The sequence below is a fragment of the Mesorhizobium sp. WSM4307 genome (genome assembly GCF_007003945.1).
Taxonomy (GTDB): Bacteria; Pseudomonadota; Alphaproteobacteria; order Rhizobiales; family Rhizobiaceae; genus Mesorhizobium.
The window spans coordinates 123633-141767 of the sequence record NZ_VFTB01000011.1; the positions used below are offsets into that span (position 1 = coordinate 123633).

Annotated in this window: 14 protein-coding genes; 4 read left to right on the top strand and 10 right to left on the bottom strand. The window is 63.2% G+C overall.

Going from position 1 to position 18135, the window contains the following annotated elements:
• Positions 1 to 30 precede the first annotated feature (30 nt).
• Both FJV83_RS26125 and FJV83_RS26130 read right to left on the bottom strand, forming a co-directional pair.
• A complete protein-coding gene (locus tag FJV83_RS26125) occupies positions 31 to 1707 on the bottom strand; it encodes an NAD+ synthase (RefSeq protein WP_095775341.1) in 1677 nt (558 codons plus the stop codon).
• Positions 1708 to 1780: 73 nt separating this feature from the next.
• A complete protein-coding gene (locus tag FJV83_RS26130) occupies positions 1781 to 2497 on the bottom strand; it encodes a DNA-3-methyladenine glycosylase I (RefSeq protein WP_095775340.1) in 717 nt (238 codons plus the stop codon).
• Positions 2498 to 2583: 86 nt separating this feature from the next.
• Here FJV83_RS26130 and FJV83_RS26135 point away from each other — a divergent pair, with 86 nt between their 5' ends.
• Both FJV83_RS26135 and FJV83_RS26140 read left to right on the top strand, forming a co-directional pair.
• On the top strand, positions 2584 to 3147 hold the full coding sequence (locus tag FJV83_RS26135) for a DUF1003 domain-containing protein (RefSeq protein WP_095775339.1): 564 nt from the start codon (positions 2584 to 2586) through the stop codon (positions 3145 to 3147).
• Entirely contained in the window at positions 3144 to 3731 is a 588-nt protein-coding gene (locus tag FJV83_RS26140; protein WP_095775338.1) for a DedA family protein, read from the top strand. Before FJV83_RS26135 ends, FJV83_RS26140 begins: the two co-directional genes overlap by 4 nt.
• A gap of 23 nt (positions 3732 to 3754) precedes the next feature.
• Here the strand turns inward: FJV83_RS26140 and FJV83_RS26145 are convergent, their stop codons facing one another.
• Both FJV83_RS26145 and FJV83_RS26150 read right to left on the bottom strand, forming a co-directional pair.
• The gene (locus tag FJV83_RS26145) at positions 3755 to 4114 is read right to left on the bottom strand and encodes a diacylglycerol kinase (protein ID WP_095775337.1); all 360 of its coding nucleotides are present in this window, start codon (positions 4112 to 4114) and stop codon (positions 3755 to 3757) included.
• A 78-nt stretch (positions 4115 to 4192) separates the two neighbouring features.
• Entirely contained in the window at positions 4193 to 4609 is a 417-nt protein-coding gene (locus FJV83_RS26150) for a GFA family protein (protein ID WP_095775336.1), read from the bottom strand.
• A gap of 402 nt (positions 4610 to 5011) precedes the next feature.
• Between FJV83_RS26150 and FJV83_RS26155 the strand changes: the two genes are divergently transcribed.
• On the top strand, positions 5012 to 6082 hold the full coding sequence (locus FJV83_RS26155; RefSeq protein ID WP_095775335.1) for a diguanylate cyclase: 1071 nt from the start codon (positions 5012 to 5014) through the stop codon (positions 6080 to 6082).
• A 113-nt stretch (positions 6083 to 6195) separates the two neighbouring features.
• On the opposite strand, the gene FJV83_RS26160 is transcribed toward FJV83_RS26155, so the two are convergent.
• From FJV83_RS26160 to FJV83_RS26170, 3 genes are all read right to left on the bottom strand, one after another.
• Complete coding sequence (locus tag FJV83_RS26160) at positions 6196 to 7569, bottom strand: 3-deoxy-7-phosphoheptulonate synthase class II (protein ID WP_095775334.1); 1374 nt, start codon at positions 7567 to 7569, stop codon at positions 6196 to 6198.
• Between the two features lie 134 nt (positions 7570 to 7703).
• The gene (gene mfd, locus FJV83_RS26165; RefSeq protein ID WP_142886255.1) at positions 7704 to 11201 is read right to left on the bottom strand and encodes a transcription-repair coupling factor; all 3498 of its coding nucleotides are present in this window, start codon (positions 11199 to 11201) and stop codon (positions 7704 to 7706) included.
• Positions 11202 to 11273: 72 nt separating this feature from the next.
• Positions 11274 to 11561: a succinate dehydrogenase assembly factor 2 gene (locus FJV83_RS26170; RefSeq protein WP_095775332.1), complete on the bottom strand. Its 288-nt coding sequence runs from the start codon at positions 11559 to 11561 to the stop codon at positions 11274 to 11276.
• A gap of 92 nt (positions 11562 to 11653) precedes the next feature.
• Between FJV83_RS26170 and recG the strand changes: the two genes are divergently transcribed.
• Positions 11654 to 13762 carry an ATP-dependent DNA helicase RecG gene (recG, locus tag FJV83_RS26175; protein ID WP_142886256.1) on the top strand — a complete coding sequence of 703 codons (2109 nt, stop codon included), beginning with the start codon at positions 11654 to 11656 and terminating at the stop codon, positions 13760 to 13762.
• Here the strand turns inward: recG and FJV83_RS26180 are convergent.
• The 3 genes from FJV83_RS26180 to glmU form a co-directional block, all read right to left on the bottom strand.
• Complete coding sequence (locus tag FJV83_RS26180) at positions 13714 to 14466, bottom strand: DUF502 domain-containing protein (RefSeq protein ID WP_142878474.1); 753 nt, start codon at positions 14464 to 14466, stop codon at positions 13714 to 13716. The genes recG and FJV83_RS26180 overlap by 49 nt on opposite strands.
• 268 nt (positions 14467 to 14734) lie before the next feature.
• Complete coding sequence (glmS, locus tag FJV83_RS26185) at positions 14735 to 16558, bottom strand: glutamine--fructose-6-phosphate transaminase (isomerizing) (RefSeq protein WP_142886257.1); 1824 nt, start codon at positions 16556 to 16558, stop codon at positions 14735 to 14737.
• A gap of 200 nt (positions 16559 to 16758) precedes the next feature.
• On the bottom strand, positions 16759 to 18135 hold the full coding sequence (gene glmU / locus FJV83_RS26190) for a bifunctional UDP-N-acetylglucosamine diphosphorylase/glucosamine-1-phosphate N-acetyltransferase GlmU (RefSeq protein ID WP_142886258.1): 1377 nt from the start codon (positions 18133 to 18135) through the stop codon (positions 16759 to 16761).

Below are 18135 nucleotides of genomic sequence, written 5' to 3' on the forward strand. Positions count from 1 at the left end.
CGAATTTTCGCCCATTGGACGAACTGCGCGTTACCCACGATCCCTGAAACGGTTGGTGATGGGATAGCGGCGATCGCGGCCGAAATTCTTACGGGTGATCTTCACCCCCGGTGCCGCCTGCCGGCGCTTGTACTCGGCGATGTAAAGCAGGTGTTCGATGCGCGTCACCGTCGCCCGGTCATGGCCGCGCGCGACTATGTCGTCGACGCCCATCTCATTCTCGACCAGGCATTCGAGGATGTCGTCCAGCACCGGATAGGGCGGTAGTGAATCCTGGTCGGTCTGGTTCTCGCGCAACTCCGCCGACGGTGCCTTGTCGATGATGTTCTTCGGGATGATCTCGCCCGATGGCCCGAGCGCGCCCGGCGGCACATGGCTGTTGCGCCAACGCGACAGCGCGTAGACCTGCATCTTGTAGAGGTCCTTGATCGGATTGAAGCCGCCATTCATATCGCCATAGAGCGTGGCATAACCGACCGACATCTCGCTCTTGTTGCCTGTCGTGACCACCATCGAGCCGAATTTGTTGGAAATCGCCATCAGGATGGTGCCGCGCGCACGGCTCTGCAAATTTTCCTCGGTGATGCCTTCCTTGGTGCCCTCGAAGAGCTGCGTCAGCGCATGCAGGAAACCTTCGACCGGCTCGAAGATCGGCACGATGTCATAACGGCAGCCGAGCGCGCGGGCGCAATCCTCGGCGTCCTTGAGCGAATCCTTCGAGGTGTAGCGGTAGGGCATCATCACCGCGCGCAACCGCTCTTCGCCGAGCGCGTCGACGGCAAGGGCGGCACAGATCGCCGAATCGATGCCGCCGGACAGGCCGAGCACCACATTCTTGAAGCCGTTCTTGTTGACGTAGTCGCGCAGGCCCAGCATGCAGGCGCGATAGTCGGCCTCCTCCCGCTCGGGGATCTTCGACATTGGCCCTTCCGAGCAGACCCAGCCGTCCTCCCCGCGCTTCCATGTGATGACGTCGACTGCTTCCTCGAACTGGCTCATCTGGAAAGCCAATGTCTTGTCGGCGCCGATGGCAAACGACGCGCCGTCGAAGATCAGCTCATCCTGACCGCCAAGCTGATTGGCATAGGTGATGGGCAATCCGCATTCGATGACCTGGCGGATGACGACCTGATGGCGGACATCGATCTTGGCCCGATAGTAAGGCGAGCCGTTCGGCACCAGCAGGATTTCTGCCCCGCTTTCCGCCAGCGATTCGCAGATGCCGACATCGCCCCAGATGTCCTCGCAAATCGGAATGCCGATGCGCACGCCACGGAAATTGACAGGTCCCTGGATCTCGGGTCCTGCCTGGAACACGCGCTTCTCATCGAACTCGCCATAATTCGGCAGGTCGAGCTTGTAGCGTTCGGCGATGATCTTGCCACCATCGGCGACGACGATCGAATTGTGCGTGCCGCTCTTCCGCTTCAGCGGCGTGCCGATGATGACGCCGGGGCCGCCATCCGATGTATCGGCGGCAAACTCCTGCGCCGCCTTTTCGCAGGCCTTCAGGAAGGCCGGCTTCAGCACCAGGTCCTCGGGAGGATAACCGGCGAGGAAAAGCTCGGTGTAGAGCACGAGATCGGCGCCCTGCCGCGCGGCATCCGCCCTCGCCTCGCGGGCCTTGGCGAGATTGCCGGCGACATCGCCGACGGTCGGGTTGAGCTGGGCGATCGCGATGCGCAGTAGGTCGGGCTTCTTGGTCATGCCTGCTGACTTAGCGCGGCACAATTCGCCTCGCAATGGCGTTGGCTTGGACCACCCCGACCGAGACCGCCGGTCAGTCGTCGCCCATATATTCGCGCAGCGACTGCGGAGAATGGTTCTCGCCGATCGACATCGCCAGGATGCGCGAAATGTGCCGGCGCGGCAGGCTGGTGTCCGCCACCCATTGATTGATCTGCGCCTGGATCTTGTCGAGGTCCCTCTTCGAGGTCGGGCTTTCGGCGATGTCGAGGCCGGCGTCACGAAGCGCTGCTGCCATGTCGGCCGAGATGACGAAGGCATCCCAGCCCAGCCAGCGCAGGAAATACTGGCCCGTATTGCCGCCCAGCCGGCTGCCATGCTTGCCGAGATAGGCCATCAGCCCGACCTGGTCGTCGGCAGGCCAGTTGGCGAGGAATTCGCCGAAGCCGCCATGCTCCTTCGACACGCGTTCGACGAAGGCAGCGTTGTCGCGCACGGATTTGATTTTCTGCGGGTTGCGCACAATGCGCTGGTCGGAAGCCAGATCGTGCCAGAAATCGTCAGGCTGGAACAACAGCCGCTTCGGCTCGAAGCGCAGAAACGCCTCCTCGAAACCGGGCCATTTCTGCTCGATGACCCGCCAGACGAAACCGGCGGCAAAGATCCGCTCGGCCATGGTCGAGAGAATGCGGTCGTCCGGGGTATCGGCGACCGCGGCGTTGTCGGGCACTGGCCCGAGCAGCGTTGCAAGCTCGGCTTCGCCGCCCTTGCGCTTTGCCGCGCGCAGGCGAATTTTCTGGAAATCGGCCATGGGTCCCTCGCTGTTGGCTTGAATGTAACACTTCCCGCGAGAGGCGGCAGCCTCTACGTCTATCTCCACTGACGACGGAGACGGCCATGAACAAGACAATCGACGACCTGGCGAACCGCTGGCTCAAGCGACGGCCGGACGGCCTCAGCCAGTTGGAGAGCCGCGTGCTGCAATCGACGCTCGAGCGCACCACGATCTCCAGGGACACCAACAAGGCCGTCGCTTTCCACCAGACCTTTGGCGACCGCCTCGCCGATACGATCGCCCGCATCGGCGGCTCCTGGTCCTTCATCCTGGGCTTCATCGCTTTCCTGGTTGTCTGGACAGTCGGCAATGTCTGGCTTTTGACGCGCGATGCCTTCGACCCTTACCCGTTCATCTTCCTCAATCTGGTGCTGTCGATGGTCGCCGCCTTGCAGGCGCCGGTGATCATGATGGCGCAGAACCGCCAGACCGAACGCGACCGCATCGACGCCGCCCATGATTATGAGGTCAATCTGAAGGCCGAGATCGAGATCATGGCGCTGCACGAGAAACTCGATGAACTGCGCCACAGCCAGATCATCGGCATGCGCGACGAGATCGTGCGGCTGACGGAAGCGGTCAAGCGCATCGACGAGAGGCTGGCGCGGCAGCAGTCGGCCTCATGACCGAAGCGATCCATCCTTTCATCGAACAATATGGGCTGCTTGCCGTCTTTCTCGGCTGCGTCGCCGAAGGGGAAAGCGCCGCCATCCTCGGCGGTTTCTTCGCCCACCAGAATGTTTTCGTGCTGTGGCACGCTGTTGTCGCGGCAGCGCTCGGCGCCTTCGCCGGCGACACCTGCTTCTTCATCCTGGGCAGAAGTTTTGCCGATAACCGCCATGTCGTCAGGCTGCGCAGGCGGCCGGGCTTCCGCCGCGCCTACCGTCTGCTCAACACCCATCCCAACATCTTCGTGCTGTCGAATCGCTATGTCTACGGCATGCGCCTGGTTGGTGGCATCGCGGCCGGCCTGTCGACCATAGCAGCACCCCGCTTCGTCATCCTCAACGCCATCTCATCGACGATCTGGGCGGTGCTGTTCAGTACGATCGGCTATGTCTTCGGGCTGGGCGCCGAGCATTTCGTCGGCCAGGCGCTGATGCGCCACGAGCGGCTGTTCATCGGGCTCGGCATTGGCCTCACCGTGGCCGTGCTGGCCTGGCTTGTCGCCCGCCACATCGCCAAGCGGGAACGTCGCCGGGAGCAGTGATGCCGCCGGCCTCGCTCGGAAGGTCAGATCGGAAAGCCGGTGATCCGCTCGATGAGCGCGATACCCCAGACGCCGGCGACGATGACCACCGAGATCAGCACCGCCAGCGAACCGCAATCCTTGGCCAGCTGGATGTCGACATTGAACTCGCGGCTGAAGGCATCGCAGGCCGCCTCGATGCCGGTGTTCAGCACCTCGACCATGATCAGCAACAGCACCGCCCCGACCAGAAGCGCATAACCACGCCAGGAGACTGAAACGAACCACGCAGCGGGCAAGGCGAGCACCAGCAGCATCAGTTCCTGCTGGAAAGCCTTCTCGCTGGCGGCCAGCTTGCGAAACGCCCGCACCGAATTGAAAAAAGCGTCGATCAGCCGCTGCATGCCCAAACCTCTTTCCGAGTTACCGGCACGAGATAAAGCAACGGCCCGATCAAGGGAATAAGGCGTCTTGTCCAAAATTCATTCAGCGACCGCTATCGAAGGTGTCGACTTTTCAAACTGCGGCAACCCGTCGTCGATCGAATAATAGTCGCCCTTGTCACCAACGAAGATATGACAGTCGCCCTTGAGACCTGTCGGCTTGTCGAACGCTCCCGCCATGACCGAAATATAATCTTGAGCCCTTGGCTTCCAGAACAGCACGGAGCCGCAAGTCTTGCAGAAGCCGCGCCCGGCGAAAGCGGACGCTTCATACCATGTGATGCTTTCGGCGCCTTCGATCACGATGTCGGCGTCGGCGACATTGGTCGCGGCATAGAAATGCCCGCTTTGCTTCCGGCATTGCGAGCAATGACAGTAGACGACGCCGCGCAATGCTCCCCTTGTCCGGAAGCGGACCGCTCCGCACAGGCATGATCCCTGGTGACTGTCACTCATTTCGGCGCTCCTGGAGAAACCTCGCCCAGCATCATTGCCAGGATTCCAGCTTTGCGGTGGTTGCGCGCAAGCAAATGCGACATCGATTGGCGTGACAGATTCGAAATTCCATCGGGACAACAGGCGGATTTCGAAGTCAAAGCCCTCAAACCGGACGCTTTCCCGCTGTGGTGGTACAAGATTTATGCTTCTACAGCCACAGGTAGCGAAAAACCCATGGAGGTCGTGCGGATTAAGGAAACTTTAGCGCCACCGCATCTATGGTCACGCCAAGCGAAGATGGCGGGTGGGGACGCGTCTCTTCGCAAGATGTTCTGGACTATCGGGTCGCGCTCCCCAGGTCGGCGATCAATGGAACCCGCAAATTCCGCGTCGGGATCCGAGGGGAAGAGTGGATCAGACATGCAGCCGGCAGCAGCCACGACCGAACGAAACACCGACATCGCAGCCACGGTTGTCGCGACCATGCGCCAGCTTGGCGTCCTCGGCCTGCCGCGCAACTACGAAATCTTCTACGAGGCATTGAGCGGCACCAACCGCGAGCTCAGTCTCGCCGTCGTGTCGCTGAGCAGCCGGCCGACGCAGGATGAATTGGATAAGATCGGACGCGCCTTCTTTGCCCAGAACCACGGCCCCGGCATCGTCGAGCATGCGCGGGACGTCATCGCCCGGGAACTCGAGGAGGTCGCGGCGCTTTTGCGGAGCGAACGCAGCCACATCGAAAAATACGGCAGGATCCTCGACGAGACATCGAACGGCCTGAGTGGCCGCAGCCTGCTCTCGCAGGACCTTCTGCAAAAAATCGCCAACGCCATGGCCGTTGCCACCAATTCGACGATCGATCACGGCAAGCAGATCGCTTCGACGCTCAGCGACAAGACGGCCGAACTCGAAAGCGTCAAGTCGAAGCTCGAGGAATACAAGCGGCTGGCCGATACGGACCCGTTGACCCAGATTCGGAACCGCCGCGCCTTCGACAAGGAAATCACCCGGATCTACACCAGCAACAAGGGTATCCTGTTCAACGCCTTGATCCTTGCCGACATCGATCGGTTCAAGGACATCAACGACCGCTACGGCCATCCTGTCGGCGACAAGATCATCCAGATCATCGCCGAGATTTTCCAAACCAGCATTCGCGGCGACATGTTCGTCGCCCGCACCGGCGGCGAGGAGTTCGCGCTGATCATCGAGGGTGCCAGCGAAGACGCCACCTACGAGATCGCCGAGCGCATTCGCGCCCTGATCGAGCAGACGCCGTTCACCAGCAGCCAGACCGGCATGAATTACGGAACCGTGACCGTCTCGATGGGCATCTGCATGGCATCCGAGGCCGAAGGCCCGGAGGACCTCTACACCAAGGCCGACCGTGCACTCTACCGTTCGAAAGTGAGCGGCCGCAACCGCGTCACCAAGCATTCGACGATGGCCGGCCGCGCCGGCAAGAGCTGGCTGCTCTACAAGAAGGATTGACGCCTTCTATCAGCTGATCGCGCTGGCAGCTGCCGAGAACACAAACGTGAGCTAAAACGAAGAAGGCGCCGGATTTCTCCAGCGCCTTTCCTTAATCGGGTCATTGGCCGGCATCAGCCGTTGACAGCCTGCTTGTGCTGCACCGGGTGGCTTTTCTTCAGGAGATCCGACACCAGGAAGGCGAGCTCGATCGCCTGGTCGGCATTGAGGCGCGGGTCGCAATGCGTGTGGTAACGGTCCTGCAATTCCTCGGCCGTGATGGCGCGCGCGCCACCCGTGCATTCGGTGACGTTCTTGCCGGTCATCTCGACATGGATGCCGCCCGGATGCGTGCCTTCGGCGCGGTGCACCTCGAAGAAAGTCTGCACCTCCTTCAGGATGCGGTCGAACGGCCGCGTCTTGTAACCGGCGGCCTCGATCGTGTTGCCATGCATGGGATCCGACGACCAGACCACGCTGCGGCCTTCCTTCTGCACCGCGCGCACCAGCTTCGGTAGATGGTCGGCGACCTTGTCGGAGCCGAAACGGGCGATCAGCGTCAGCCGACCGGGCTCGTTCTCGGGGTTGAGCAGGTCGATCAGCTCCAGCAAGCCGTCAGCGGTCAGCGACGGGCCGCATTTCAGGCCGAGCGGGTTCTTGATGCCGCGGCAATACTCGACATGGGCATGATCGGGCTGGCGCGTGCGGTCGCCGATCCAGATCATGTGGCCCGACGTGGCATACCAGTCGCCGGAGGTCGAATCGACGCGGGTCAGAGCTTCCTCATAGCCAAGCAGCAGCGCTTCATGGCTGGTGTAGAAATCGGTCTCGCGCAGCGCGTAATTGGTCTCCGAGGTGATGCCGACGGCCTTCATGAAGTCCATCGTCTCGGTGATGCGGTTGGCGAGCTCACCGTATTTTTCGCCCTGCGGGCTGTCGGCGACGAAGCCGAGCATCCAGCTATGCACGTTCTCCAGGCTGGCATAGCCGCCCTGGGCGAAGGCGCGCAGAAGGTTGAGCGTCGCCGCCGACTGGCGGTACGCCATTTCCTGGCGGGCAGGATCGGGAATACGGGACTTGGCGTCGAATTCGATGCCGTTGATGATGTCGCCGCGATAGCTCGGCAGCGTCACCTCGCCCTTGGTCTCATTGTCAGACGAACGCGGCTTGGCGAACTGGCCGGCGACACGTCCGACCTTCACCACCGGCTGTGCGCCGGCGAAGGTCAGCACGACCGACATCTGCAGGAAGACGCGGAAGAAGTCGCGGATGTTGTCGGCGCCGTGTTCGGCAAAGCTTTCGGCGCAGTCGCCGCCCTGGAGCAGGAACGCCTCACCGGCAGCGACCGCCGCGAGCTGCTTCTTGAGCTTGCGCGCCTCGCCGGCAAAGACCAGTGGCGGGTAGGTGGCGAGTTGGGCTTCGGTGTTCTTCAGCGCGGCAAGGTCCGGATAGGCAGGAACCTGCTTGATCGGCTTTGCTCTCCACGAATTCGGCGACCATTTCGTCATCGCTGCACCCAACACTCTTTCCGGCGAGCACCCTCGCCCGCCATTTCCGCCCCTATATGGGTTGGCGGCTCCATACACGAAGCCGATTTCCTATTCTAGACCGGAATTTCAGCGCTGGCGAATGGGTCGGGGGGCTACGCAGCCTTCTCAACCAGGCGCGCCAGTTGTGTCATGACCACCGCCGAGCCCGCCAGCCGTTTCTCGGCGGTCGGCCATTCGCGGGCGAAGACGACGCTGTGATCCGGGCGGATCTTGGCCAGCGAACCCTGCTCGCCGATGAACTTGACCAGGCCGACCGGGTTGGAGAACTCGCGCTTGCGGAAATGAATGACGACGCCCTTCGGCCCGGCGTCGAGCTTCTCGACATTGGCCTTGCGGCAAAGCGCCTTGATGAAGACGATTTTCAACAGATGCTTCACCTCGTCCGGCAGCGGGCCGAAACGGTCGATCAGTTCGGCGCCGAAAGCGTCGATCTCCTCAGTGTCTTCGAGGTCGCCGAGGCGGCGGTAGAGCGCCAGCCTGAGCTGCAGGTCCGGCACGTAGCTTTCGGGGATCATCACCGCCGTGCCGACGGCGATCTGCGGCGACCAGCCGCCATCCAGGACCTCGCCGGAATCCTTCACCTCGGCGACAGCCTCTTCCAGCATCTGCTGGTAGAGTTCGAAGCCGACCTCCTTGATATGGCCGGACTGCTCTTCGCCCAGGAGATTGCCGGCGCCCCTTATATCGAGATCGTGGCTGGCGAGCTGGAAGCCGGCGCCCAGCGTGTCGAGCGATTGCAGCACCTTCAGCCGGCGCTCGGCCGTATCGGTGAGCTTGCGGTTGGCCGGCAGCGTGAACAACGCATAGGCGCGCACCTTCGAGCGCCCGACCCGGCCGCGCAGCTGGTAGAGCTGCGACAGGCCGAACATGTCGGCGCGATGGATGATCAGCGTGTTGGCAGTCGGGATGTCGAGTCCGGATTCGACAATGGTGGTCGACAGAAGTACGTCGTATTGCCCGTCATAGAAGGCATTCATGATGTCGTCGAGCTCGCCCGGCGGCATCTGGCCATGGGCAACCGCCACTTTCAGTTCGGGCACGGATTCTTTCAGGAAATCATGGATTTCCGAGAGGTCGCTGATACGTGGAACGACATAGAAGGAGTGGCCGCCACGATAGCGCTCGCGCAGCAGCGTCTCGCGAATGACCAGCGGATCGAAGGGCGAGATGAAAGTGCGCACCGCCATGCGGTCGACCGGCGGCGTGGCGATCAACGACAGCTCGCGCACCCCGGTCAGTGCCAGTTGAAGCGTGCGCGGGATCGGCGTCGCCGACAGCGTCAGCACATGGACGTCGGTCTTCAGATCCTTCAGCCTTTCCTTGTGCTTGACGCCAAAGTGCTGCTCCTCGTCGATGATCAGCAGGCCGAGATTCTTGAACGAGATCGACGAACCGAGCAGCGCATGCGTGCCGACAACGATGTCGACCTGCCCCTCGGCCAAAGCCTTCTTCGTCTCCGCCAGTTCCTTGGCGCCGACCAGCCGCGAGGCCTGGGCCACGCGGATGGGAAGGCCTGAGAAACGCTGCAAGAACGTCTTGTAATGCTGGCGCGACAACAGCGTCGTCGGCACCACGACCGCGACCTGGAACCCTTCCATCGCCGCGATGAAGGCGGCGCGCAGCGCCACTTCCGTCTTGCCGAAGCCGACATCGCCGCAGATCAGCCGGTCCATCGGCTTGCCGGTGCCGAGGTCATCCCTGACGGAGTCGATGGCCGTCTGCTGGTCGTCGGTTTCCTCGTAGGGGAAACGCGCGGCGAATTCGTCATAGAGGCCTTCGGCCGGCACCAGCGCCGGCGCGGCGCGCATCTGCCGCTCGGCGGCGATGCGGATCAGCTGCCCGGCCATGTCGAGCAGGCGCCGCTTCAGCTTGGCCTTGCGCGACTGCCAGGCGCCGCCGCCGAGCTTGTCCAGCGTCGCTTCGGCCGTGTCAGAACCGTAGCGCGACAGCAGCTCGATGTTTTCCACCGGCAGGAACAGCCGGTCGTCGCCGGCATAGTGGATTTCCAGGCAATCATGCGGCGCGCCGACCGCCTCGATGGTGCGCAGACCGATGAAGCGGCCAATGCCATGGTCGGCATGGACGACGATATCGCCGGCCGACAGCGCCGAAGCCTCGGCAATGAAGTCGGAGGCGCGCTTCTTGCGCTTTGAACGCCTGATCAGCCGGTCGCCCAGAATATCCTGTTCGGCAACGACGACCAGTTTTTCGGTCTCGAAGCCGGATTCGAGCGGCAGCACGGCCAATGCCGCCTGCCCCGGCTCGAGCTGTTCGGCTTCCGCCAGCGTCCCGACCTGCTTGAGATTGCCGAGGTGATGCTCGGTGAGGATCTGGCCAAGCCGGTCGAGCGAACCTTCCGTCCAGCCGGCGATGACAATACGCCGACGTGCCGCGCGCTCGTCGGCGATATGCCTGACGACGACGTCGAAGACGTTGACGTTCGGATCGGCGCGCTCCTCAACGAAACTGCGGCCATGGCGCGAGCCGGCGTGGCAGACCTTTTTCGCGCCGGCATCGGGCGCGTCGAAGGGCGTGAAGTCGATCGCTTCGCGCGGACCGAGCGAGGCGATCAGGTTTTCCGGCGAGAGATAGAGCAGATCGGGCGCAACCGGCTTGTAGGGCACCGCATCCTTCAGCGCGGCGTCGGCCTGCTTTTTGCGCGCTTCATAATGGTCGAGGATCAGCGTGTGGCGTTCGGCCAGCGCTTCATGCGCCAGATGGTCGAAAACGACAGGCGTATCCGGCAGATAGTCGAACACCGTCTCCAGCCGCTCATAGAAGAACGGCAGCCAATGCTCCATGCCGGCGAACCGCCTGCCCTCGCTGACTGCCGTGTAGAGCCCGTCGTCGCGCTGCGGCGCGCCGAACGCTTCGATATAGGAGCGGCGGAAGCGGCTGATGGTTTCAGGCGTCAGCGCCACTTCGCTCATCGCCTGCAGCGCCATCGACTTGCGCTGGCCGGTGGTGCGCTGGGTGGCGGCATCGAAGACGCGGATCGATTCCAGCGTATCGCCGAAGAAATCGAGGCGCAGCGCCTCGGTCCAACCCGGAGCAAACAGGTCGAGAATGCCGCCGCGCACCGCGAACTCGCCGATGCCGCGAACTGTCGGCACCCGCTCGAAGCCGGACGTTTCCAGCCGCGCAATCAGCACGTTCATGTCGATCTGGTTGCCAGGCCTGGCATGAAAGGTCTGTGCCTCGACCAGGTCGGCCGGCGGAACGCGCTGCAGAAGCGCATTGGCGGTGGTGAGGATGACGGCGCGATGCGGCTTCTTCGCCAGCGCGATCATCGCTGTCAGGGCATCGAGGCGCTTGGCGGCGGCATCCGAGCCGGGCGAGACGCGATCGTAGGGCAGACAGTCCCAAGCCGGCAGTTCCAGCACCGGCAGGCCGGGCGCGGCAAAGGCCAGTGCCTCGATGATAACAGGCAGGCGCTGGCCGTCACGCGCCACGAACAGCACCGGCTTGTCGGGCGCGATCTCGAGTGCGGCCTGCACCAGTGCGAACGCCTCGTACCCATCGGCGACACCATCGACGATGAATTGGCCGGCACGGCCTTTCGGCAGACCAATGGTGGGAATGAGGCTCATCAAATCACGGTCTTTGTTTGTCGCAATTCCTGTGGGAAAACCGCTTCGCACTTTTCCTGGAATTGCTGTTGTTCAGAAAGTCATGGTCCGGCGGGACGCCAGGATCTTTTGCAGGACAGGACAATCGATATCCGCCGGGATCGGGCGTTCACCGGTGATAAGCGGTAGGAATTCGGTGTCGGAAATGTCGAGGAGCCCCTCATATTGTTCGATTTCATCAGCCGTCAAGGCGCCGATCTCGGCGTCGGCGAAGGTGCCGAGGATGAGATCCATCTCGCGCATGCCGCGATGCCAGGAGCGGAACAACAGCTTGCGGCGGTGGGCGTCCAGCCCCTCGCTTGATCGTTTCGTTCCGGTCATTGTGGCGCATCCTCACTTGCTGCGGCGCATATAGCGTGGATAGAAGGGGCTGTCAGCCTTGCGCTGTAGCCGTCGCGACATAAGCTGACATCATGCGTCCTTCCATCCTCGATCCGCTGTTTGTTCCGATCACTTCGCTTGCCGGCGTCGGACCGAAGGTCGGCGCGCTGATCGAGAAGGTCGTCACCGCTGATCTTGGTGATCGAGCGGCCCGCGCCGGCGACCTTCTGTTCGTGCTGCCGCATACCGTCATCGACCGCCGCAGTCGGCCGGGCATTGCCGGTTCCGCGGAAGGCCAGATCGTGACCCTCGACGTGCGCATCGACCGCCACCAGCCGCCGCCGCGCGGCAACCGGTCGGTGCCTTACAGGGTCTACGCCCATGACGATACCGGCGAGATCGGCCTGACCTTCTTTCATGCGCACGCCGCCTATCTCGAAAAGGCAATGCCCGTGGGCGAGCATGTCGTGGTCTCGGGCCGCATGGAATGGTTCAACGGCCGCCCGACCATGGTTCACCCCGACCACATCGCGCTGGCCAGCGAAGCGGAGAACCTGCCGCTGGTCGAGCCGGTCTATCCGCTCACCGCGGGCCTCTCGGGCAAGGTGCTGCGCCGCGCGATCGGCCAGGCGCTGGCGCGACTGCCCGAATTTCCGGAGTGGCAGGACGGCGCCTTCATGCGCCGGCACACCTTTCCCAGCTTTGCCGAAGCGCTTACCCGCATCCACAATCCGGCCGATCCCATCGACGTTTCCATCGACGGTGCGGCCTGGCGGCGTCTTGCCTATGACGAGTTGCTGGCGGGCCAGGTCTCGCTGGCGCTGGTGCGGGCAAGGATCCGCCGCCTGTCCGGCCGCCCCCTGGTCGGCGACGGCCGCATCGTCGAGAAACTCCGTGCAGCCCTTCCCTATTCGCTGACCGCAAGCCAGGAATTCGCGCTGGCCGAAATCAATGCCGACCTTGCCGACCCCGAGCGCATGCTGCGGCTGCTGCAGGGCGATGTCGGCTCGGGCAAGACGGTGGTCGCGCTGCTTGCCATGGCGCGCGCCGTCGAGGCCGGCGGCCAGGCGGCACTGATGGCACCGACCGAAATCCTGGCGCGCCAGCATCTGGCGACGATCGCGCCGCTCGCCGCCAAGGTCGGCCTGCGCATCGCCATCCTCACCGGCCGCGAAAAGGGCCGCGAACGCACCGAAACATTGGCCGGCCTGGCAAGCGGCGAGCTCGACATCGTCGTCGGCACCCACGCGCTGTTCCAGGAGACGGTGACCTTCCACGATCTGGTGCTCGCCGTCATCGACGAGCAGCATCGTTTCGGCGTCCACCAGCGGCTTGCCATCACCGCCAAGGGCGACGCGCCAGACATGCTGGTGATGACCGCCACACCGATCCCACGCACGCTGGTGCTGACCGCCTTCGGCGACATGGATGTCTCCAAGCTGACGGAAAAGCCCGCCGGGCGACAGCCGATCCGCACCGTCACGCTGCCGCTGGAGCGTCTCGACGAACTGGTCGACCGCATGGAGGATGCCGTCGCCGGGGGCCAGAAAATCTACTGGATCTGCCCGCTGGTCGAGGAATCCGAAGAGATCAAGCTGATGTCGGCCGAGGATCGCTTTGCCTCGCTGAAACCGTTGTTCGGCGACCGCATCGGCCTTGTCCACGGCCGCATGAAGGGCGCCGAGAAGGACGAGGCGATGCGCGCCTTCAAGGAGGGCGAGACACGCATCCTGATCGCCACCACGGTCATCGAGGTCGGTGTCGACGTGCCCGACGCCACCGTCATGGTCATCGAGCATGCCGAGCGCTTCGGCCTTGCGCAACTGCACCAGTTGCGCGGCCGGGTTGGGCGCGGCGACAAGCCATCCTCTTGCGTGCTGCTCTACAAGGACCCGCTCGGCGAGACGGCAAAACGCCGGCTGTCGGTGATGCGCGAGACCGAGGACGGCTTTTTGATCGCCGAGGAAGACCTGAAATTGCGCGGCGAAGGCGAGCTGTTGGGCACCCGCCAGTCCGGCACACCCGGCTTCCAGGTGGCGCGCATCGAGGCGCATGCCGATCTCCTGGAGGCTGCCCGCGACGATGCAAGGCTTATCCTGTCACGCGACCCGGAGCTGCAATCCGACCGCGGCGAGGCGCTGCGCCTGCTGCTCTATTTGTTCGGCCGCGACGCGGCCGTTCGGCTCTTGCGCGCCGGGTGAGGCCCCAATGGCGGATTGGCGACGGTTCCGTTGATCGGCTCGCCATTCAGCGTCACCATCTTGCTTTTCACCTCGGGCGCCACCAGTCCGGCCGAAACAATCAGCTTGGCGCCGTCCTCGATCGTCATGTCGAGCAGCACGATGTCCGACTTCAGCACATACATCAGGAACCCGGTCGTCGGGTTCGGCGTGCAGGGCATGAACACGGCGATCAGCGGGTCGCCTTCCTGATCGAGCTTCTCATTGATCTCGGTTTCCTTCTCGCTTGCGACGAACACCAGCGACCACACGCCCTTGCGCGGATATTCGACCAGTCCGACCTGGCGGAACATGTCGCCCTTGTTCGACAGCACGGTCTCGAAGATCTGCTTCAGCGAGCCATAGATGCCGCGCACCAGCGGCATGCGGCCAAGCAGACGCTCGCCGAAACCGACAATGGCGCGGCCGACAATGTTGGCGGTGAGGAAACCGATCAGCGTGACCAGGATCAGTGCGACGATCAGCCCGAACCCGGGGACCGGAAACGGCAGATAGGTATCGGGGCTGTAACGCGCCGGAATATAGGGCTTTACCCAGGAATCGACCCAGCCGATGAACGACCAGGCGATATAGGCGGTGATCGCCAGCGGTGCGCAGACGACGAACCCCGTGAGGAAATAGTTCCTCAGCCGGGTCATGCCTGAGGTCTTGGAAGCATCGGACATGGTTCACCGGGCGCGGGTTGCGGCGCAACATTAGTGAACCGGGACGCCGTTTGGAACTGCGAAGTTTTTAAAAGGACTCGCTCTATGACGCGGCTCTCAGTGTTCCAAACGGAAGCTGCTGCCGTTCGCGATTAGGCCGAAACATCCCTCCCTCGTCATCCTCGGGTCTGCGCAGGAGCTTTGCTCTTGCTCCGCCCGTGGATGACGAAAGAAGGGCTATCGCCAGCTGGACTTCGAATTGCTGCCCGCCAAGCAAGCAGTGACAGTGCTATTCCACGGTCACCGATTTCGCCAGATTGCGCGGCTGGTCGACGTCGGTGCCCATGAACACGGCGGCGAAATAGGCCAGCATCTGGATCGGCAGCGCGTAGATGATCGGCGAGATGATTTCGGGAACGTCCGGCAGGATGATCGTCTCCATCGTCTTGACGCTCACCTGTGCGGCACCCTTGGCATCGGTGATCAGGATGATCTTGCCGCCACGCGCCGCCACTTCCTGCATGTTCGACACGGTCTTCTCGAAAATGCGGTCATGCGGCGCAATGACGATGACCGGCATGTTCTCGTCGATCAGCGCGATCGGCCCATGCTTCAACTCGCCCGCCGCATAGCCCTCGGCGTGGATATAGGAGATTTCCTTGAGTTTCAGCGCGCCTTCCATGGCGAGCGGGAAATTGGTGTCGCGGCCGAGATAGAGCACATCCTTGTAGCGTGACAGTTCGCGCGCGATCCGCTCGATCTGCTCTTCGAGCTTGAGCACCTGGTTGGCATAGCGCGGCGCTTCCGAAAGCGCGCGCACCAGGGTCTTTTCCTGCTCCTGCGAAATCACCCCGCGCGCCACGCCGGCGCGCACCGCAAGCGAGGACAGGACAGAGAGCTGGCAGGTGAAAGCCTTGGTCGAGGCGACGCCGATCTCGGGGCCGGCGAGTGTCGGCAGCACCACGTCGGATTCGCGCGCCATGGTCGATTCGCGCACATTGACGACGGCGCCGATCTTCATGCCGGCCTTGCGGCAATAGCGCAGCGAGGCCAGCGTGTCGGCGGTCTCGCCCGACTGCGAGATGAAGAAGGCGGCATCATTGGCCGACAGCGGCATTTCGCGGTAGCGGAACTCCGAGGCGACATCGATATCGACCGGCAGCCGCGCATAACGCTCGAACCAGTATTTGCCGATCAGGCCGGCGAGATAGGCGGTGCCGCAGGCCGAAATCGCCAGCCGGCCGATCCTGGCGAAGTCGAACGGCAGGTCGAGCGGCTTCGAGACGCCGGAGACGAAGTCGACATAATGCGCCAGCGTGTGCGAGATCACCTCGGGCTGTTCATGGATTTCCTTCTCCATGAAATGCCGCCGGTTGCCCTTGTCGACCATGAAGGAGGTCGACAGCGACTGCTGGCGCTTGCGCTCGACTTGTCTGCCGTCGATGTCGAAGATGGCGACGCTGTCGCGGCGCACCACCGCCCAGTCGCCATCCTCGAGATAGGTGATCGAATTGGTGAACGGCGCCAGCGCGATGGCGTCGGAACCCAGGAACATCTCGCCGTCGCCATGGCCGACGGCCAGCGGCGGGCCGTTGCGGGCGCCGACGATCAGGTCCTCGTCGCCCTTGAACATGATGGCCAGCGCAAAGGCGCCTTCCAGTCGCTTCAGCGCCTGGTGCGCGGCTTCGACCGGCTTCAGCCCCCTGGCCAGTTCCCGCGCCACCAGGTGGGCGACGACCTCGGTGTCGGTCTGCGACGAGAAGGCATAGCCGTCGCGCACCAGTTCGTCGCGCAGCTCGGCAAAATTCTCGATGATGCCGTTGTGGACGATGGCGACGCCGTCGGAAAAATGCGGATGCGCGTTGGTCTCGTTGGGCACGCCATGGGTGGCCCAGCGTGTGTGGCCGATGCCGATCGTGCCGTCGAGCGGCTCCTCCTTGAGCCGGCGTTCGAGGTTGACCAGCTTGCCTTCGGCGCGGCGGCGGGCGAGCTCGCCATGCTCGATGGTGGCGACGCCGGCCGAGTCATAGCCGCGATATTCCAGCCGCTTCAGCGCATCGACAATGAGCGGCGCAACCTGCGAGTGGCCGACGATTCCAACGATACCGCACATGCAGATAGCCCCCGATTCCCCATGGAAAACCAGCGATACTTAGGGATGGCCGGTCTACCGCGAAAGTCACATTGCATTTCGCCCGGTGTAACGGACGGTTGTGCACCCATGCACCATGACAGACCGCTGTTGCAATCCGGTTACTGCAATTGGTCGGTTTTTCGATTGCTTCGGCGGGAAGTAAACCCGCTGGCTGACCGCTAGTGATCGGCGCCAGCCGCTTTCTTCTTCGCCGCCGCGGCCGAGGCAAAGCGCTCGCGCAATTCTTTGCCCTTTCCGGGGATCGTCTTCTGGCGGGCGCGGCCGAAGGCCAGCGCATCGTCTGGCACGCTTTCGGTGATCACGCTGCCGGAGGCGATGTAGCCACCCTTGCCGATCGATACGGGCGCCACCAGCGAGGAGTTCGAACCGACGAAGGCGCCCTCGCCGATGTCGGTGAAGAATTTTGAATAGCCGTCATAATTGCAGGTGATGGTGCCGGCGCCGATATTGGCCCCCGCGCCGACACGGGCATCACCGATGTAGGTCAAATGGTTGACCTTGGCGCCCTCCTCGATGACAGCCTGCTTGACCTCGCAGAAATTGCCGACCTTTGCCTTGTTGCGAAGATCGGCCCCCGGCCGCAACCGCGCGAACGGCCCGACATCGCAGTTCGCGGCGATGGTTGCGCCTTCAATATGGCTGAAGGCATGAATCTTGGCGCCGCCGGCGATCGTCACGCCCGGGCCGAACCAGACATTCGGCTCGACGATGGTGTCGGCGCCGATCTCGGTGTCGTGCGAGAAATACACGGTCTCCGGCGCGATCAGCGTCACGCCCGACAGCATCGCTTCCTGGCGGCGGCGTGCCTGCCAGATGCCTTCGGCCTGGGCCAGTTCGGCGCGGTTGTTGATGCCGAGCGCATTCTCGAAGCTGGCCTCGGTGGCGACGACATCAAGGCCCTGCGCACCCGCGATCTCGACAATGTCGGTGAGATAATATTCGCCCTTGGCATTCTTGTTGCCGACCGCGTCGAGCAGCTTCAGCGCATGGGCGCCGGCCACCGCCATCATGCCGGCATTGCAGAAACCGATCTTCTTCTCCGCCTCGGAACAGTCCTTTTCCTCGCGGATGGCAATCAGCTTGCCGCCTTTTTCGACCAGCCGGCCATAGCCGTTTGGATTGGGCGTCCGGAAGCCGATCACCGCGACCGCCGCGCCTTCGGCGAGCTTCAGCCGAGCCAGGTTCAGGGCTTCCGCATCAATCAGCGGCGTGTCGCCGAACATCACCAGGATGTCGTCATAACCCCTTGATATCGCTTCACGTGCGGCAAGAACAGCATGCGCGGTACCCAAGCGTTTTTCCTGCACGAAGGTCTCGGCCTTGGGCGAGAACTTCGCCACCGCCTTGCGCATCTCGTCCGCACCATGGCCGATGACGATCGCATCGCTGCTGGCGCCGGCGGCGTCGGCCGCCTTCACCACATGAGCGACCATCGGCAGGCCCGCGATCTGGTGCAGCACCTTCGGCAGCGCGCTCTTCATGCGCGTGCCTTCGCCGGCGGCGAGAATGACGGACAGGCAGGATCTCTGGCTCAT

Bases quoted from the DNA above. Each gene is read 5' to 3' on its own strand.
- FJV83_RS26125 (WP_095775341.1), bottom strand. From the start codon at position 1,707: ATGACCAAGAAGCCCGACCTACTGCGCATCGCGATCGCCCAGCTCAAC.
- FJV83_RS26130 (WP_095775340.1), bottom strand. From the start codon at position 2,497: ATGGCCGATTTCCAGAAAATTCGCCTGCGCGCGGCAAAGCGCAAGGGC.
- FJV83_RS26135 (WP_095775339.1), top strand. From the start codon at position 2,584: ATGAACAAGACAATCGACGACCTGGCGAACCGCTGGCTCAAGCGACGG.
- FJV83_RS26140 (WP_095775338.1), top strand. From the start codon at position 3,144: ATGACCGAAGCGATCCATCCTTTCATCGAACAATATGGGCTGCTTGCC.
- FJV83_RS26145 (WP_095775337.1), bottom strand. From the start codon at position 4,114: ATGCAGCGGCTGATCGACGCTTTTTTCAATTCGGTGCGGGCGTTTCGC.
- FJV83_RS26150 (WP_095775336.1), bottom strand. From the start codon at position 4,609: ATGAGTGACAGTCACCAGGGATCATGCCTGTGCGGAGCGGTCCGCTTC.
- FJV83_RS26155 (WP_095775335.1), top strand. From the start codon at position 5,012: ATGCAGCCGGCAGCAGCCACGACCGAACGAAACACCGACATCGCAGCC.
- FJV83_RS26160 (WP_095775334.1), bottom strand. From the start codon at position 7,569: ATGACGAAATGGTCGCCGAATTCGTGGAGAGCAAAGCCGATCAAGCAG.
- mfd (WP_142886255.1), bottom strand. From the start codon at position 11,201: ATGAGCCTCATTCCCACCATTGGTCTGCCGAAAGGCCGTGCCGGCCAA.
- FJV83_RS26170 (WP_095775332.1), bottom strand. From the start codon at position 11,561: ATGACCGGAACGAAACGATCAAGCGAGGGGCTGGACGCCCACCGCCGC.
- recG (WP_142886256.1), top strand. From the start codon at position 11,654: ATGCGTCCTTCCATCCTCGATCCGCTGTTTGTTCCGATCACTTCGCTT.
- FJV83_RS26180 (WP_142878474.1), bottom strand. From the start codon at position 14,466: ATGTCCGATGCTTCCAAGACCTCAGGCATGACCCGGCTGAGGAACTAT.
- glmS (WP_142886257.1), bottom strand. From the start codon at position 16,558: ATGTGCGGTATCGTTGGAATCGTCGGCCACTCGCAGGTTGCGCCGCTC.
- glmU (WP_142886258.1), bottom strand. From the start codon at position 18,135: ATGAGCCAGAGATCCTGCCTGTCCGTCATTCTCGCCGCCGGCGAAGGC.